The following is an 18014-nucleotide window of genomic DNA, read 5'->3' on the forward strand; positions in this document are numbered from 1 at the left end:
TTTTATCTCCAACCTTCCTATGAAATTATTTAATCTTGAAATAATTAAAAATAAAAGAAGGATAATTGGTTTTTCAACTTTTCTTATTTCTTTGAGTCTTTTAGGAGTTTTATATTCTACTTTTAATACTTCTTATAGGAAACCTATAAATCTAGGGATGGATTTTGTTGGGGGAAATGAATTAAGAATAGAGAGAGTATGTGAAGAAGAATGTTCTAATATTTCTCCTGATTCAGTTTTAGAAAATTTAAGAGAGGACTCTAAAAATAAAAAATTCTTATCTAGTATTAAATTACAATTCCAAAATAATAATAAATTAATTTCAATAAGAACTCCTTATTTAAGTATTGAAGAATCAAATAATCTTATTACTAATCTTGAGAAAACTATTGGGCCTCTAAATTATGAGAGTAAAGATTCAAGATTAATAGGTCCAAAGCTTGGGAAAAGATTACTTATAAATTGTATTTCTTCTTTGTTAGTTTCTTTAGTTGCAATTTCTATATATATAACTATAAGATTTGATAAGAAGTATGCATTATTTGCCTTATTAGCTTTATTCCATGATTTATTAATTGTTTTTGGTATCTTCTCTTGGTTGGGAATAATATTATCTGTAGAGGTAAATAGTTTATTTGCTGTAGCCCTGTTAACTATTGCTGGATATTCTGTAAATGATACTGTTGTTATATTCGATAGAATTCGTGAGAATTTAAAATCAAGGAAAGATGGCTTTAACGAAACTATTCAATTATCAGTGAATGAATCATTTAGGAGAACAACGTTTACCAGTATTACAACTCTTATCCCTTTATTAAGTATAATTTTGTTTGGATCTTATTCACTTTTTTGGTTTTCTTTGGCCTTATCATTAGGAATTTTAGTTGGAAGCTATTCAAGTATTTTATTGGCTCCATCTTTTTTGCTTAAAGATTAAGCTCATAGCTATAAAATTATGAAATTTAATTATTATTTGATAATTTTACTTTCTTTAGTTTTAATAGATCTTTCCACTGAGTTAAGAATATTATTTGATCATTTTACTTTTAATTCCCTGTACTTTGCTTTAGCTAAACATCCCTTAGCTTTCTTTATACTTTTCTCATATCCATATTTATATAAGAAAATTAAATAAATAATTTTTTATTTATCATTAATTGATTCTTTTATTAAAACTTGTATTACTACAGCAAGAGGAAGGGATAAGATTAAACCTAATGGACCAAAGATGAATGTAAATCCAAATTGTGATATTAAGGTTAAACCAGGAAGTAAATTTGCTTTTTTCTTCATTATAGATGGCATTATTATGTAGCTTTCAATATTTTGAATGATTACATATGCTCCAAAAACTGCTAACGGTTTCCAAAAATTATCTAGTAGTGCAATCGAAATTGGAAATATACCACTAATAACTGGGCCTATATTTGGAATAATATTTAGAACCATTGCTATTAAAGCATTGGATACAACATATTTGACATCTAATATTGATAAAACTATCAATGATAATAGACCTACTGATAACGAACTTATGACCATCGAAAAGGTCCAGTTTGCTAATGCAATATTGCATTTATCCAAAATATTTCTAAATTTATTACGATAATTTTTAGGAATTAACAAAAGTATATTTTCCTTATATTGTTTTGGCTCAATGGAAATCATCAAGCTAACTACTAGTACGAAAATTAATTTTAAGAGACCTGAACCAAGATTCCCTGCGATATTAATTAAGTTCTTGAAGCTTTCTTGAATAGCTTTAACAATAGTTGCAGCATCAGGAATGGTAACTACATTATTTATAAGATTAAAAATGTCTATAACATTTTCTGATTCTTCACCATAAAGTAAATTATTAAATTTGTTCAGATTTGTATTAAGTAGAATATTTATCCTAGATAAACCATTTGGAGTGTCAACTAAAATCTCATTGAATTCTTTAACAAAAGGAGGTAAAACAAGAATAAAAATAGTAAATACTATTAACGAAATAACTGTTAATACTATAAACAAAGATAGAGATCTTGGGATTTTAACTCCTTTTTGTATTTGATTACATAAATTACATACAATATTTGAAATTACCAAAGAGCAAATTATTAAAAGTAGAAAATCTCTTAAAGTCCATATTATTAAAGATGTGATTAAAATTACTGCTAACTTGAAATATGATGAACTACTCAATTTGGATAATATTTTACTTCTTTTCAGAATATCCTAATCCATTTGATTTGGCATAACTATTTGCAAATCTCATGAATCTATCAAAGTCTGATGTGTTTTTCCAAATATAAACTGCTTCTAAAAATATGGGTTCTCCATCAACAAACTTTACTTTAACTTCCCTAGTTAATATTTCACCTTCTGAATCGATCATACGCATACCTGTTATGTCACCATTTGTAATTGAAGATATTGCCTGAGGCTTTTCGAACAAAAATAATGCTTGACCGGTTGTTCCATCTTTACTCCTAGTTAATCTTATTTCAGGCACTACTGGTTCATCAGTTCCTTCAAAAAATTGTATTTTTGCGGTTTTATTTGCTGTCATAATAATGTATTAATAATTATTTAGTTTAAGAAATATTTTTCACATTCGTTTGTAATTATTTTATAAAACATTATTTATTAACTCCAAAATCGCTTCATCATATTTTTTATCAGTTAAATCTAATAACTTAATATTTTCTTTGCCAACCTTTTCAAATTCATAACACCTATCGTAGTAATCAAGAACTGATCTGCAAACTAAGTCCCATTTTTCATTATTAATTGAATCAAGAGCCATTTTTGTTCTTTGTGGCCCTAATCTTTTTTTTATCCTTAATACTGATTCTTGGAGTTCTTCTTTCTTAAAAACACTATAAGTTTCTATCAACTCATCTAACCTGTTTGATTCACTCCTTAAAATTTCAATTCTCCTTGAAGATTTCATTTGATTGAAGAATTCATGAGGTATTTTGCATTTACCTATATTTGCACTTTCAGCTTCTACGAAAATATTATTGGACTTATTAAATGTATTTAATTTTTCTGCAATTTTATTTTCAAATTGTTCATTTGAGGGTTGTTCCTCCATTCCTAAACCTCCAAATGTACTTCCTCTATGACAAGCAAATCGTTCAAGATCAATAGTTTGATATTTATATTTCTCTAGTAATGATAATAATCTTGTCTTCCCTGTTCCTGTCTTTCCTCCAATAACTACTATATTCAAATTTTTTGAGAAACTATCTAATACCCATCTTCTATATATTTTGTATCCTCCCTTGAGTGTTATTGGATTTAATCTATATTTTTCTAGTAGCCAAGCAATGCTTTGTGAACGCATTCCTCCTCTAGAGCAATATAATCTGATATGAAATTCATTATTTTTGTTAGGGATAGTTTTATAAGACTCAATACTCATGAATAAATTATCAAGAAGTAATTCCATTTTTTTTTCAAAAAATTTTAATCCCTCTATGACTGCTTTTTTTCTTCCTTCTTTTTTATAAATCGTGCCAATTATAGATCTCTCATCATTATCAAATAGTGGAATGTTAATAGAATTAGGCAAGTGTCCTTTATAATATTCACTCGGGCTTCTAACATCTATAAGTGGTCCTTTAAAACTTCTAAATTTCTCTAGTTCTTTTCTTTTGAAATACATGGATAGTTTTTATTTTTTTAGATTAATTTTTTAAAATGAATAACAAAGAACAAGATAACTATAATAATGCCACATTAGATGCGATAAAAAAATTTGTAGATTCCAATCAAAGAAAAAGAATAAATTCATTAACTCAAATAGAATCTGAAGTCGAAAATATTTTTAATCTTGGCCCTTCACTGTTTGATATTTTTGATAGAGATGGAGATGACTGGGCTGCTGGTTGGATATTGCAAGTTTTAAAGAAATTTAGGCCTGATTTCTTTAAAAACTCTAAATTCAATAATTGGTTTAACACATATTCAGATATTGATATTAATTATGGAGATTTGCAATTGATGTTGGTTGAGCAAAAATTTGAAGAGGCAGATAGATTAACAAGTTCCTATTTACGAAAATTAGCTGGAAAATTAGCTGAAAAACGTGGATATGTTTTCTATAGTGAAGTTAAAAATATGTCAGGTAAGGATCTTGAATCAATAGATAGGTTATGGACAATTTATTCTACTGGTAGATTTGGATTCTCGATTCAGGCAAAGATATTAAAATCAGTAGGGAAAAAATATGAATTGATGTGGCCAAAAATAGGTTGGAAAAAAGAGGGTTTATGGACTAGATATCCTGGATCTTTTTGCTGGTCATTGGATGCTCCTGATGGACATATGCCTTTAATAAATCAATTAAGAGGAGTAAGACTTATGGACTCTATCCTACGGCATCCTGCTATTGCAGAGAGACATAATAATATTCTTTAAAATGAGGTATTTAATAAGTTAAAATTAAAAGAGATTCAAAATATTATTATGTCCTTATTCCAGGGCAAAAATATTTTAAAAAAATTTTTTAAAAGACCAAAGATTAATTGGTCAAACTACGAATTCGAATCATCATTACAGTTAAATGAATTTGTCGATCAATTATTAGAACCAATTAATAATTCTCAATCAAGCTATCTTATAAAACTTGGTTTACATGAAGCTCTAGTTAACGCAGTAAAACATGGAAATAAATTAGATCCTAAAAAAAATATAAGAGTAAGAAGAATAATTACTCCTAATTGGTGTGTTTGGCAAATTCAAGATCAAGGGAATGGTTTAGAAATAAAAAAAAGAGACTACAAATTACCAAAAAAAATAACTAGTGAAAATGGCCGTGGCCTATACATTATTAATGAATGTTTTGATGATATTAGATGGAGTAGTAAAGGGAATAGGCTTCAGTTGGCTTTAAAAAGGTGATTTTTACTAGGGCAAGGTTGATCTACGTTAATTTCTTTTAGCCATTTAATACTTTCTTCTATATACTCAATAGTCTCTTTTTCATTACAAGAAATAATTAGATGGCATAATCCCGCCGAAATTAGTTCTGCAGAGCGTTTATATTTATTTCCTTTATCTTTATGCCATTTAGAATGATCAATCTTTAATTTCTCATTAAGACATTGAACAAGCTTAATAGTATCTTTATCCCAAAAGTTCATAGAAGTTTTTATTTACTTTACAGCAGACCATACTTTTGTCATAAAAAAGGAATTTGATTTTACATCTTTAAAACCTACTTCCTCAATTTTAGAATTTATATCCTCTTTTATGTAATCACAATAAAAAGGCTCATGAAAGGATTTATAGAAGTTTTCCATTACGGATGTAAAGTCAGGTGAATCACTTATTTGAATTGAATCAGCTAAAACTAATATCCCACCAGGTTCAAGAACTCTAAAAAATTCATTTAATACTTTTGCTCTAATTGTTCTAGGTAATTCATGAAATAAGTAAACACAAGAAATGCATTGGAAACTATCATTTTCAAAAGGTAATTCTTCAGCATTACCTTTTATTAACTGAATTAAATCTCCATCTAAATCTGAAATATATCTACTTGCCTCTTTTAAGTACGAATCAGATAAATCAATCCCTGTAATTTTTTCTTTTGGAAATGCGGCTCTTAATTGTTTTAATGTTCTTCCTGATCCTGTAGCCACATCAAGTATTTTTATATTACTTTTTTTTCTATCGCTAAAAAATTCAAGTCCTTCTTTTATTGGCTTAATTATTCTTCTCCTCATTGAGTCAGCACTTCCATTGAAAAGTATCTCTACTTGTAGGTCATAAATGCTAGCTGAAAAATCTGATAAATAACCATCTGTTTGATGATGAAAATTTCTCAAGTAATATTGAGGATAATTATCTTTATCTATCGATTTTGGAAGATCATCAAAGTTTTGTTTTCTGCGCCTATCCCAAGTATTAGGCATATCGAGCCAAATTTTAGGATATTGAGTTAGATATCTAAGCCATGGCTCGTCAAACAATAATTTTTTTGGATATATATTTTTTTCTGCATCTTTCCAATCTTCTTCTCTTAAAATATCCATTGAATTTTGGATTTGCATTAGAAGTTCCTTATCTATATCAAAATTTTCAAGCTTCGAATCAGGAAGAATAAAATTCATTAATCTTGAACTGATCTGCTTGTGAGCGAAACCTGCAATACTTTTGCTTTGTTGTAGCGTTTTATATGCAATTTTTGAAATAGATTCCCTAGCCATTTTTCAATTTATATATCTATATTCCAACAAAAAAAAAATCAATTTGAGAATATTTTGTGATATTTCTCAAATTGATTAATTTAAAATAATGTGTTCTTTTAACTATGCATCGTAATACATGAAAAATTCATGTGGATGAGGCCTTTGTCTTAGTTGTTGTACCTCTTCGTATTTTATATCGATAAAGTTATCAATAAAATCTTCAGTAAATACTCCCCCAGCTAATAGATAATCCTTATCTGCTTTTAGCGCATTAAGTGAGTCATTTAGAGATGAAGGTACTGTATCAATTTTTGCAAGTTCATCAGCTGGAAGTTCAAATAAATCTACATCTACTCCATCACCAGGATCAATTTGGTTTTTAATTCCATCAATACCAGCAAGCATCATTACAGAAAATGCTAAGTAAGGATTTGCAAGTGCGTCACCTGATCTGAATTCTAATCTTTTAGCTTTAGGGCTTGGACCTGTTAAAGGTATTCTTACTGCCGCTGATCTATTTCCCTCAGAATAAACTAGATTAACAGGTGCTTCGAATCCTGGAACCAATCGTTTATAGCTATTTGTAGTTGGGTTAGTAAATGCTAAGAATGATGGAGCATGTTTAAGTATGCCTCCGATGTACCATCTTGCTGTTTGAGATAAATTTGCATATGCTCCTTCACCAAAAAATAGTGGCTGTCCACTCTTCCATAAACTTTGGTGAACATGCATTCCGGTTCCGTTGTCATTAAAAACAGGCTTGGGCATAAATGTTGCAGTTTTTCCATATTTTTTTGCAACATTTCTGACAACGTATTTATAAGTCATAACATTATCAGCAGCATTTATTAACGAATCAAATTTCATTCCAAGCTCGTGTTGACCGGCACCAGCAACTTCATGGTGATGTTTCTCTGTGGGGATACCTAATTCACCCATAAGAAGAAGCATCTCAGATCTGATATCTTGCGCAGTATCATTTGGAGCTACTGGAAAATACCCTTCTTTATATTGTATTTTGTATCCTAAGTTCCCCCCTTCTTCAATTCTCCCTGTGTTCCATGGTGCTTCAATAGTATCTACACTATAAAAACAACCTCCTTCTTTAGAGTCATATCTAACATCATCAAATAAAAAGAATTCTGGTTCTGGTCCAAAAAATGCAGTATCTGCTATACCAGTTGAATCTAAATATTTTAATGCTTTTTGGGCTAAAGCTCTTGGACACCTATCATAAGGCTCCCCACTTCTTGGCTCTTGAATAGAGCAAATCATACTTAGGGTTTTATGTTTATAAAAAGGATCTATCCAAGCTGTACTTGCATCAGGCACCATTGACATATCAGAGGCATTAATTGCTTTCCAACCTCTTATTGATGAGCCATCAAATGCTAAGCCTTCTGTAAAAGAATCCTCTTCTATCATGTCTGATGTAAGAGTTAAATGTTGCCATTTTCCATGAATATCAGTGAATTTTAAATCGATTAGTTCAATTCCTTCGTCTTTAATTTGACTTAAAACATCTTGAGGAGATTTAGACATAATTTTGTAATACCTATATATGAAATTAATAACTTGATGATTCTTGTTATGTATCAACGGTAACTTTTTTTAAGACTAGGTGTCTTCTTTTAGTGTTTCAAGTCAAAAGTTTAATAATTATTAACTTAAATATTTAAATTGAATGAATTTCTTTAAATAAATATCGCTTATGTGGCGATATTAGTTTAACTTAAAAGTAATTGAATGTAATGCTTTGACAGAAGCAAAACTTATTTCTACTTTAAATGAAGAGAATTTATCTCATTTCTCAAAGACTTATGTTCCCTCTAGACTTTTATTAGGTCCTGGTCCTTCAAACGCACATCCAGAAGTTCTAAATGCTCTTTCCTTAAATCCAATTGGTCATTTAGATGAAGCTTATATTTCATTGATGTCCGATGTTCAACAACTTTTAAGATATACCTGGCAATGTAATAATCGTATGACTCTTCCAATGAGTGGTACTGGAAGTGCAGCTATGGAAGCTTCAATAGCGAATTTTATAGAGGAAGGAGAAAAAATTCTTATCGCTAAAAAAGGATATTTTGGAGAAAGACTAGTTGATATGGCAACTAGATATAAAGCAGATGTATCTGTTATTGAAAAACCATGGGGTGAACCCTTTTCTTACGAAGAAATCAAGTATGAAATAGAGACTAAAAAACCAGCTATATTTGCTATAGTTCACGCCGAAACATCTAGTGGGGTTTTACAACCTCTTGATGGAATAGGTGATGTATGTAGAAAAAATAACTGCTTATTTTTAGTTGACGCAGTTACTTCCCTTGGCGCTCTAGAACTATTGATAGATAAATGGAAAATAGATTTAGCGTATAGTTGTAGCCAGAAAGGATTAAGTTGCCCGCCTGGATTAAGTCCTTTTACAATGAATGAGAGAGCTGAAGAAAAATTAAGTTCAAGAAAAACAAAAGTTCCCAACTGGTATTTAGATTTATCCCTTTTAAATAAATATTGGGGTTCTGATCGCGTTTACCATCACACTGCTCCTGTAAATATGAATTTTGCTATTCGTGAAGGTTTACGATTAATAGCAAATGAAGGTTTAGAGAATGTTTGGCATAGGCATAATACTAATGCAAAGAAACTATGGAATGGTTTAGAAAGTCTAGGTATGGAATTACATGTATCAGCTGAGTATAGATTGCCAACATTAACCACAGTTAAAATACCTCCAGCAGTTGATGGAGATGGTTTTAGAAATCATCTCTTAAGAAACTTCGGAATAGAAATAGGAAATGGACTTGGAGAATTATCTGGTAAGGTTTGGCGTGTAGGACTAATGGGTTTTAATTCATCTGAAGAGAATGTTGATAGATTATTAAACCTTTTTGATACTGAACTAAAGAAATTTACTATTTTTGAGTCCTCAACTTTTTGAACCAAATCTGTAATATTTGACTGCATTCATCTTCTAAAATGCCTCCAATTATTTCCATTTTGTGATGTGCACTTTCATGTTTAGATAGGTCAATTGAGCCACCCAATCCACCTCTTTTCTTATCGTAAGCCCCAAAAATAACTTTACCCATCCGAGCTTGAATAAGAGCAGAGGAACACATAGTACAAGGTTCTAAATTTGTGATAATAGTACATTCATTAAATCTCCAATCATTTTTTATTAGAGATGCCTGCCTAAGTGCCATTATCTCAGCATGACCTAATGGGTCTTTATTTATATTCCTCCTGTTAACCCCTCTCCCGATACATCTTCCTCTCTCATCTAAAATTATTGAACAGATTGGCAGTTCAACTTTACCAATTTCCTTCGATCTTCTTAATATCGATTTCATCCACATAGTGTATTTTAAATTATTTGTTTCTATTCGTTGATCATTATTACTATTTCCATTTTCAAAAATATTTCTCATTTACCAATATTGAGAATAGAATTATTAATAGATATCTTATCTGATGGCTGAAGATTTAATTAATAATAAAGATATATATTTCCCATCATATTTAGGGACTAATGACAAATTGATTACTCTTCTCAATAGGGCAAGTAAAACTCTTTGTGACTGGTTCTCCAAAGCTGATAAAAATGGTCCTTTACCTTTTGATGATAGTTTTAAATGCATTATGCCTGCGGAAGATGGTAACTCTGTAGAAGATTTGTTTTCTGAGATTGAATCTCTTTTGAATAATTCATTTAATCCTGTTCATCCTGGCTCACTAGCTCACCTTGATCCCCCCCCTTTAATTTTCTCTATTTTGGGAGATTTAATTGCTGCTAGTTTAAATAATAATCTTCTCGCTTACGAGTTATCACCAAGTGTAACTTTGCTTGAAGAATCATTATGCAAATGGTTTGCAAAGAGAATAGGGTTTAATGATTTCTCAGGAGGTATAGCTGCTAGCGGTGGTACTTTAAGTAATCTGAATGCACTTATAGCAGCTAGAAATAATGCAGGATTAGGTACAAATCCTAATTCTGTATTACTTGTTAGTGAAGATGCTCATTCTTCTTTCATTAAATGTATGAGAGTAATGGGTCTTGATGCTACTAATCTTGTGAGGATTAAAACTGATAATCAAGGTCGTATGGATATAAATAATCTCAGAAAGTCTTTAGATAAATGTTTAACAGAAAATAAAAAAATATTTGCTATTGTTGCCACCCTTGGGACAACTGTAAGAGGAGCCATTGATCCTATTAAGGAAATAAGTGAAATCTGTAAAAAAAGAAACATATGGCTACATATTGATGGCTCAATTGGAGGTATTTTTGCCATAAATTCTTTTCCAATAGAAGGTTTAAATAATATTAATAGGGCTAATTCGATAACGATAAATCCACAAAAGATTATTGGAATAACAAAGACATCATCTTTGTTATTAGTTTCAAATATGACTACTTTAGAAAATACTTTTAATACTGGACTACCATACATATCATCTAAAGAAAATATTATAAATAGAGGAGAAATAGGCATACAAGGTTCTAGACCTGCAGAGGTTATAAAACTATGGCTAGGTTTACGTTTTTTAGGTCTTAATGGAATAGAAAATATATTAAAATCATCAATTAAGAGAAAAGATTTTTTTATAAAAAATATTAGTAAAAATAAATTTGATATATATTCAGGTCCTCTGCATATCGTTTCATTCTTACCAAAGGAACTTGAGCCAAAAGACTCTGATGCCTGGACTCAAACTAAAGTTAATGAACTAATGAAAAATAATTTTATGCTTTCAAGACCAAAATTTAAAGGTAAATATTTTTTAAGGGTTGTCATGGGAAACTACAATACAAAAGAATCTCATATTAAAGAACTTTTGAGACTTTTAGAAGCTTAACTAATGAATATGGGTAGACCAAAAATTATTGCAATAGTAACAGGGTTTATATCTATAGTTATTTGTATTGCTTACTTACTTTTAATAACTATCTTTGATTTCAGAACTTATCTAAATGATCAATTATCAAACCTTACTTAGGAAATGGAGGCAAACTTTTATTTGTAAAATACTTTCTTATCTCAATTTTTGAAATAGCTTCTTTAACGAAGTTATTTAAAATGTCCTCTCTCTTACTTATACTGTAGATCCTATCTACAACCTCTTGAATTCCTCCATCTCCCCAATCTTGTCCATTTTTAAAATATTCAATTAAACTTAGACCTACTATTTTTATTAACCATCCTGCTGTAATTGATTGTATTGATTTAGATATTATCATTTTAGTCAAACTTGTAGCTAAAGCAGGAGAAAGAATGGCGAGGCCACCTTTTAGTATTCCTTGTTTAGCCAAAACGCTTAGCAATGATTTTGATAAATCTTTTGCATCTTTTTTAGTAAGTTTTATTTCATAAATTTTTGATAATTCCATTATCATTTGAAGGTTAACCGAGGTGGTAGTAAGAAAATCAACCGCTGGAAGTGGATTAACTAGGATTACTCCTCCTGTTACCCACATATATTTATTAATCACTTTATTTGACATTAAATATCTTTGTTCTTGTACGAAATTTTTACTTTTAATACCTAACTTATTTGAGCGAAAAAGAATATTATCTGCCAATAACTCTTCTCCATTATTATCGAGCGTTTCAATTATTTCTTTAAACAAACTTCCTACCTCGGGAACTAAATTTAAAGTATTTGAGTTTATATAAGGAGATTGTTTAGGTATTGCAACAGTTTTAACAACTGAAATTTTACTTTTTCTAGCTGAAGTTATAGAAATTATATTTTCTTTGATGAGGTTATTTTCTTCTTTAGTCCTTAAATCACATTTATTTAGCACTATTATTATTTTTTTTCCTATCTTCAATAATTCTTTAATTAAATAATTTTCGTATTTATTTATGTCCTGATCTAGCACAAAGAGAATTAAGTCAGAATTTGATGCTTGTAAAATTGTTTCTTTTTCTCTTTCTTCGCCTAACTTTGAAGGTTCGAATAATCCTGGGGTATCAATTATATTAATGTTTCTTTTTAAGATTGGGATACGAATTTTATAGCTATTAATTTGCTTTGTTGTCCCAATTTTTGCTGAAGTTTGCCCTACAATATTTTTTAATAAAGATCTTGCTATTGATGTTTTTCCTGAGGAACCAGCTCCAAAAAGAGTAACTTGATAATCTCCTGTTTTTAGTTGTGACTCTAGTTTATTTTTTTGGTAATTTAACAATTCAACTTTTACTTTATCGTTAATTTTTTTGTTTATATTCTCGATCCCTTCCAAACTTATCTTGGCAGCACCGTATGTATTTTTGAATGAAAGTCTATTCTTTTTATTTTTATATATAACTTTATAAACTATTTTTTTAAATAATTTTTTATCATAATTAAAAAAGATATACATAATTGTTATTAAAAATAAAAGCGTATAAATATTTACTACTCTTATGAATATGACAAATAAAATATATAAACACAAAATCAATATAAAATATTTTAAAAACTTTATTTTCAAGTAATTCATATTATCTTTTATTTTTAAAAATGCTATAAAGTAAAAGAATAAAACCGATATTTATAGATATATCAGCAAAGTTAAAAACTGGAAAATTTATAATATTTAAATTTATAAAGTCAATTACAAAACCCTTTAATATTCTATCCATTCCATTACCAATAGTACCGCCAAGAATTAAGCTATAGGAATAATAGTCAATTGAATTTAATTTGTTTTTTCTTAACATTAAATAAATTAGTAATATTGAAAAAATAATACTAATTACAGATAAAAATATTCTACTACCACTTAATATGTTAAATGCTGCACCGTAATTTTTTACAAGGTCTAATCTAAAAAAAATAAATTCTTTATTTATAAATAAATTATAGTTATAAAAAATTAAATATTTTGTTAATTGATCTATTAACAAAATAAAAATACTTAAAGAAAAAAAATATAATTTTGTTTGTATTTTATTATTCATTATTTACTGTATTTTAAACGATTAATAGGTTTGATAAGAATTAGTAGTGGAAAAAGCATTAGAAAATGATATCCAATTTTACCTACTGAGTATTTCCCTAAATTATATAAAAATATATTAAATTTACTGTAAAATATAACCTGTATAAAATTATAAAATATTCCAGTTAAATGCATAGCGCATATTGCTATTAATCCTTTTTTTAAAAAGTTACCAATACTTATTTTATTTCTTGTATTTAAATTATCAATTATTTTTATTAATGGATATGTACCTAATAAATAACCAAAATTTGGAGTAAGTAGATATCCTATTGAACCTCCTTGATGAAAGACCGGAGATATAAATAATCCTAAAAGAATATATATAGAAAATGCTGTGAAAACAACTTTTTTATGGAATATAATTGTTAGTAATATTATTGTTGGAATTTGCCATGTGAGGGGCATTTCAAAGCTATTACTAGTTTTATGGATAAATTGTATTGGAATATAAACAGGGAGCATTGTTGCTATTACTAGTGATTGAAGACTTATTAGTATCTCTACAAATTTATATAATTTGAGCATGAATATAAATTTAATTTATAAACTTCTCAATGCAACAATTGGATCTAATTTAGAAGCTCTTTTTGCCGGTAAAACCCCAAAGATTAAACCTATTGATCCTGAAATTATCATGGTGGAAAAAGTTGTTGTAATTCCTACAGATGCAGGAAGTGGTGTTACCAGAGATAAAAGAAAAACACCTGATAGTCCAGTTGTTGTTCCTATTAATCCTCCAATTGTAGATAAAATCAATGCCTCAATTAAAAATTGAATTAATATATCAGACTGTTTTGCTCCTATTGCTTTTCTTAGACCAATCTCTTCAGTTCTTTCGCTAACAGAAACGAGCATAATATTCATGATTCCTATACCTCCAACCACCAAAGATACTGCCCCAATACCTGCCAACAAAAACGTTAACCCACTTGTTATGTTGGTTACTATATTCAATGCATCTTCTTGTGATCTAACTGCAAAGTCGTCATCTCTAATTATTTTATGTCTTTGTCTCAATAGGTTAGTAATTTGAAATTTTGCTGCACTAGTTGCGTTTTTATTTATCGCTTCCACACTTATGAAACTTAAACTTACACCATATGTAGGATCCTTCCCAGTAATCCTATTTACCATGGTGGTTAATGGAATATAAGCATTTTTGTCTTGATTACTTCCAAATACAGCGCCTTTTGGTTTTAATATTCCGATTATTTCATAAGTATGATCTTTAATTCTGATTTTTTTTCCAAGTGATGAAGATTCATCTTTGAAAAATTCGTCTTTAAGATCTGGGCCTATTACTACAAAACTTCTTGCACTATTTACATCACTTTTTGATAAAAATCTTCCCTTATCTACTTCAAAACTTCTTACTTCGAGAAATTCGGGAGTAACACCCGCAATTGATATGTTAAGGCTTTTAGAATTTGATTGCACTATTTCGTTAGCAGAGATTTGAGGAGCAACTTTTTTAACTGTTGGGACTTGATTATTTATTGCTTCTGCATCTTCTAAAACAAGGTTTTTAGGAAATGAAATACCTCTTCTTCTTGTGTCATTATTTCCAGGAACAATGAATAAAACATTTGCACCTAAATTACTTAATTGGTTTTTTGCTAATGTTTGAGCACCTCTTCCAAGTCCAACAAGTGTAATAACTGATGCATTTCCTATAATTATCCCCAACATTGTTAACGAACTTCTCAATTTGTTCGAAACTAAAGTTTTTGAGGCCATACCGAAGGCTTCTTTTATTGAGATATTCCTAGACATATTTATATTTATCTATTGAATCATCATCTTCAATTTGCCCCATGTATATAACTCCTTCATTAAGTTGCAGTGTAATAAGGTCACCATTACTAATTTGATGATTATCCATATTTTCCAAATTACAAATTGTAGAAATCTTTTTATTTTTTTTGTTAAACAAAGCATAAACATCATTTACTTTTTGATTCGTAACAATACCCGCAATATTTTTACTAAGTGGAATATTTTCCATTAATTCCTCTGGAACAAATAATATTTCTCCTGGACAAATTAAGGATATATCAAGATTATTTTTTATTATTCTTGCTTTACCAGTAACACCGATTTCTCCTATCGAAATTCCTCTTGAAACAATTTTTCTTACTAGACCAACTTTTATTAAATCTGTAGAGCCACTTATACCAGTCAATGTGCCTGCAGTTTGAACTACTAAATCGCCTTGATTTAGGATCCCCATCTCCTGAGCAATTTGCATAGCCAAACTAAAAGTTTTTGCAGTTCTCTCATCATTTTTTACTACTATGGGAGTTACCCCCCAAACAAGTTGCAATCTTCTCGCTACACTCCTCTCTGTAGTAGTTGCCAAGATAGGTGTTGGTGGTCTGAATTTGCTTACATTTCGAGCAGTAGAACCTGATTTTGTTAAAGGGATTATAGCTCCTGCATCAAGTTGTCGAGCTATATTACTTACTGCTGCACTAATAGCATTTGGGATCGTACTAGCTAAGTGACTCTCAATAGCTTTAAGTGGATAATCCCTTTCAATTCTTCTGGCTATAGTTGCCATCGTTTCTACTGCTTCTACAGGATAATCACCAACTGCAGTTTCGTTTGAAAGCATTACAGCATCTGTTCCATCCAAAATTGCGTTAGCAACATCGCTAACTTCAGCCCTGGTTGGCCTAGGATTAGAAGCCATAGAATCAAGCATTTGAGTAGCTGTAATTATTGGTATACCTAATGAATTAGCTTTTCTTATTAATTCCTTTTGTAAAAGAGGAACTTCTTCAGCAGGCATTTCTACTCCTAAATCACCTCTTGCAACCATAACCCCATCACATAAGGGTAATAAAGTATCAATTTGATCAATTGCTTCAAATTTTTCTATTTTTGCGACTACAGGAGTTGAATGCCCATTTTTGTTTATTAAATCTTTTATTTCGTTTATATCGGATGGATTTCTTACGAAACTTAGGGCTATCCAATCAACTCCTTCAGATAAGCCGAATTGTAAATCCTCTTTATCTTTTTCTGTTAATGCTTTTACTGATAACTGAACATCTGGGAAATTTACACCTTTATTATTTGAAAGAACACCCCCTACTGTTACCAGACACCTTAAAAGATTAGCTTTTATATCTACTTTTTCTACAATCATTTCTATTTTGCCATCATCTAAAAGTATTCTTTTCCCTTCGTTAACTTCTTGCGAAAGTTTGTCGTAGGTTACATTAGCAATAGTGTTTGTACATTCAACTTCGTTTGATGTAAGAATAAATTTATCACCTTTTTTAACTTTTACTGGACCATCCTTAAAGCGCCCTAATCTTATTTTGGGTCCTTGAAGATCTTGTAATATTCCAATATCTATATCTAACTTTTTTGATACTTCTCTTATGGTTTTTATTCTCTCAGCATGATCTTTATGATCTCCATGCGAAAAATTTAATCTGAAGGTTGTTACTCCAGCTTTAATTAAATCTGTAATTATCTCTTCAGATTGAGTTGCAGGGCCAATAGTTGCTACTATTTTTGTTCTTCTATTTAAATCAATATTCGACATATATAGATAATATTGCTAGATATAAATAAATTTACCATACCCAAAGTTAGTTATTTAAGTCATGGATTTTAAAACTTATCAGAAAAAAGCCAGGGAAACAGCACAGTATCCTAATTTAGGCTCAAATAATATTTATCCAACTCTTGGTTTGGTTGGAGAGGCTGGTGAGGTAGCAGAAAAAGTAAAAAAAGTTATAAGAGATAAAAATGGAATATTTGATAACGAATCAAAATTAGGTATTAAAAAGGAATTAGGAGATGTTTTGTGGTACATCTCAAATCTTTGCACAGAATTAAATTTTAACTTAGAGGATGTGGCATTACAAAACCTTGAAAAACTAAAATTGAGAGCTGATAAAGGGAAAATAAGCGGTTCTGGAGATGATAGATAAATTCAGCTATAACCTAAGCTTGCATACTGTAGATTAGTAATTAAATTTTGAATAACATTTAAAAGTAAAAAAGCTAATAAAGAAGAAATATCAAATCCACCTATTGGAGGAATAATGCCCCTAAAAATGTTTAAATATGGATCTGTGATAGAAGTTAACGCAGATAAAACTCCATTGCTCCAATCTATACCTGGGAACCATGTAAGTAAAATTCTTATTATTAATATGAAAGAATAAATTGATAAAGTTTGGCCCAGAACTGCGAAAATCTCAGATAACATTATCTTGTTGTAATTTAATATATTCTAACATTTACTTATTATCGTTGCTTGTTGTTAGAGCTCCCTATTTTAGAAAGATATTCGTTACTTACAGCAAAAGTTTGAAAAAACTTTTCTGATAATGATAACCAATATGATCTACCCTCTTTTTGCTTACGTTTGACAATAAACTTCTTTTCTAATAATTCTTTAATGTGGTCATAAGCTCCTGAACCTCTTAAAAGTATAAGATCTGATTGCAGGATCTTTTTTTTGATTGCAATGGTTGCTAATGTCCTTAATTCTGATGTTTTTAAATCAGAAGGAAGTAAATCCTCAACGAATTCATTAAGACTAGATTTTAGTTCGAGAGAAAAACTATTATCAACTTCATTTAATTCAATAGCCGAGCTTGAATTAGAATATTTATTTTTTAGATCTTTAATTACATCATTTATTGAGTTGATATCAGAATTAGTAATTTCTGAAAGATCCCTTTTTGTTATAGGTCTACCTTTTAAATATAGAACAGCCTCAACTTTAGTAACTAGTTCTATATCAGATAGTTGCTTGGTTTTCAGATCGGACTGATTGATTTTTCTTACCGAAATCTTTCCTAATTTACCTT

The 18014-nt window shown here is 29.6% G+C and carries 20 protein-coding genes; 6 read left to right on the plus strand and 14 right to left on the minus strand.

The genetic code is table 11. From position 1 onward, the window contains the following. The first annotated feature begins 19 nt into the window (after positions 1–19). The gene (secF, locus tag JJ844_08155) at positions 20–937 is read left to right on the plus strand and encodes a protein translocase subunit SecF (protein MBO6975649.1); all 918 of its coding nucleotides are present in this window, start codon (positions 20–22) and stop codon (positions 935–937) included. A 206-nt stretch (positions 938–1143) separates the two neighbouring features. Here secF and JJ844_08160 read toward each other — a convergent pair whose 3' ends face one another. From JJ844_08160 to mnmH, 3 genes are read right to left on the minus strand one after another with little or no spacing between them, the layout of a single operon-like run. After that, entirely contained in the window at positions 1144–2187 is a 1044-nt protein-coding gene (locus tag JJ844_08160) for an AI-2E family transporter (protein ID MBO6975650.1), read from the minus strand. Positions 2188–2200: 13 nt separating this feature from the next. Next, positions 2201–2554, minus strand: coding sequence for a photosystem II reaction center protein Psb28 (psb28, locus tag JJ844_08165; GenBank protein ID MBO6975651.1), 354 nt, complete (start codon positions 2552–2554; stop codon positions 2201–2203). A 60-nt stretch (positions 2555–2614) separates the two neighbouring features. Next, complete coding sequence (mnmH, locus tag JJ844_08170; protein MBO6975652.1) at positions 2615–3655, minus strand: tRNA 2-selenouridine(34) synthase MnmH; 1041 nt, start codon at positions 3653–3655, stop codon at positions 2615–2617. A gap of 35 nt (positions 3656–3690) precedes the next feature. Here mnmH and JJ844_08175 point away from each other — a divergent pair, with 35 nt between their 5' ends. Both JJ844_08175 and JJ844_08180 read left to right on the plus strand, forming a co-directional pair. Next, complete coding sequence (locus tag JJ844_08175; protein ID MBO6975653.1) at positions 3691–4410, plus strand: GUN4 domain-containing protein; 720 nt, start codon at positions 3691–3693, stop codon at positions 4408–4410. A 48-nt stretch (positions 4411–4458) separates the two neighbouring features. Continuing rightward, positions 4459–4893 carry an ATP-binding protein gene (locus tag JJ844_08180; GenBank protein ID MBO6975654.1) on the plus strand — a complete coding sequence of 145 codons (435 nt, stop codon included), beginning with the start codon at positions 4459–4461 and terminating at the stop codon, positions 4891–4893. Here JJ844_08180 and JJ844_08185 read toward each other — a convergent pair. The 3 genes from JJ844_08185 to glnA form a co-directional block, all read right to left on the minus strand. Next, the gene (locus JJ844_08185; GenBank protein ID MBO6975655.1) at positions 4872–5135 is read right to left on the minus strand and encodes a hypothetical protein; all 264 of its coding nucleotides are present in this window, start codon (positions 5133–5135) and stop codon (positions 4872–4874) included. The two genes, JJ844_08180 and JJ844_08185, sit on opposite strands and share 22 nt — an antisense overlap. A 12-nt stretch (positions 5136–5147) precedes the next feature. Continuing rightward, complete coding sequence (locus tag JJ844_08190) at positions 5148–6203, minus strand: methyltransferase domain-containing protein (GenBank protein ID MBO6975656.1); 1056 nt, start codon at positions 6201–6203, stop codon at positions 5148–5150. A 102-nt stretch (positions 6204–6305) separates the two neighbouring features. Then, positions 6306–7727: a type I glutamate--ammonia ligase gene (gene glnA / locus JJ844_08195; GenBank protein ID MBO6975657.1), complete on the minus strand. Its 1422-nt coding sequence runs from the start codon at positions 7725–7727 to the stop codon at positions 6306–6308. A 214-nt stretch (positions 7728–7941) separates the two neighbouring features. Between glnA and JJ844_08200 the strand changes: the two genes are divergently transcribed. Beyond that, a complete protein-coding gene (locus tag JJ844_08200; protein ID MBO6975658.1) occupies positions 7942–9126 on the plus strand; it encodes an alanine--glyoxylate aminotransferase family protein in 1185 nt (394 codons plus the stop codon). Here the strand turns inward: JJ844_08200 and JJ844_08205 are convergent. Then, positions 9101–9616, minus strand: coding sequence for a nucleoside deaminase (locus JJ844_08205; protein ID MBO6975659.1), 516 nt, complete (start codon positions 9614–9616; stop codon positions 9101–9103). The two genes, JJ844_08200 and JJ844_08205, sit on opposite strands and share 26 nt — an antisense overlap. Positions 9617–9659: 43 nt before the next feature. Between JJ844_08205 and JJ844_08210 the strand changes: the two genes are divergently transcribed. Further along, positions 9660–11045 (plus strand): aminotransferase class V-fold PLP-dependent enzyme, encoded by a 1386-nt coding sequence (locus JJ844_08210; protein ID MBO6975660.1) that lies wholly within the window; start codon positions 9660–9662, stop codon positions 11043–11045. A 133-nt stretch (positions 11046–11178) separates the two neighbouring features. Here the strand turns inward: JJ844_08210 and JJ844_08215 are convergent, their stop codons facing one another. Genes JJ844_08215 through pyk form a run of 5 tightly spaced genes read right to left on the minus strand, consistent with a single transcriptional unit; the run spans position 11179 to position 16735 of the window. Then, the gene (locus JJ844_08215; protein MBO6975661.1) at positions 11179–12675 is read right to left on the minus strand and encodes a GTP-binding protein; all 1497 of its coding nucleotides are present in this window, start codon (positions 12673–12675) and stop codon (positions 11179–11181) included. Between the two features lies 1 nt (position 12676). Next, positions 12677–13135: a signal peptidase II gene (locus JJ844_08220; GenBank protein MBO6975662.1), complete on the minus strand. Its 459-nt coding sequence runs from the start codon at positions 13133–13135 to the stop codon at positions 12677–12679. Beyond that, positions 13135–13704 carry a biotin transporter BioY gene (locus JJ844_08225; GenBank protein ID MBO6975663.1) on the minus strand — a complete coding sequence of 190 codons (570 nt, stop codon included), beginning with the start codon at positions 13702–13704 and terminating at the stop codon, positions 13135–13137. The genes JJ844_08220 and JJ844_08225 overlap by 1 nt, the downstream gene beginning before the upstream one ends. A 15-nt stretch (positions 13705–13719) precedes the next feature. Beyond that, entirely contained in the window at positions 13720–14952 is a 1233-nt protein-coding gene (locus JJ844_08230; protein MBO6975664.1) for an ABC transporter permease, read from the minus strand. Continuing rightward, positions 14945–16735: a pyruvate kinase gene (gene pyk / locus JJ844_08235; protein ID MBO6975665.1), complete on the minus strand. Its 1791-nt coding sequence runs from the start codon at positions 16733–16735 to the stop codon at positions 14945–14947. The genes JJ844_08230 and pyk overlap by 8 nt, the downstream gene beginning before the upstream one ends. A 61-nt stretch (positions 16736–16796) precedes the next feature. Here pyk and JJ844_08240 point away from each other — a divergent pair, with 61 nt between their 5' ends. Further along, the gene (locus JJ844_08240) at positions 16797–17126 is read left to right on the plus strand and encodes a nucleoside triphosphate pyrophosphohydrolase family protein (protein ID MBO6975666.1); all 330 of its coding nucleotides are present in this window, start codon (positions 16797–16799) and stop codon (positions 17124–17126) included. A 2-nt stretch (positions 17127–17128) separates the two neighbouring features. Here JJ844_08240 and JJ844_08245 read toward each other — a convergent pair whose 3' ends face one another. Both JJ844_08245 and scpB read right to left on the minus strand, forming a co-directional pair. Next, complete coding sequence (locus JJ844_08245) at positions 17129–17407, minus strand: YggT family protein (GenBank protein MBO6975667.1); 279 nt, start codon at positions 17405–17407, stop codon at positions 17129–17131. A gap of 38 nt (positions 17408–17445) precedes the next feature. Further along, positions 17446–17943: an SMC-Scp complex subunit ScpB gene (gene scpB / locus JJ844_08250; protein ID MBO6975668.1), complete on the minus strand. Its 498-nt coding sequence runs from the start codon at positions 17941–17943 to the stop codon at positions 17446–17448. Between the last annotated feature and the right edge of the window lie 71 nt (positions 17944–18014).

Source organism: Prochlorococcus marinus CUG1435, assembly GCA_017644375.1.
GTDB lineage: Bacteria > Cyanobacteriota > Cyanobacteriia > PCC-6307 > Cyanobiaceae > Prochlorococcus_A > Prochlorococcus_A marinus_AH.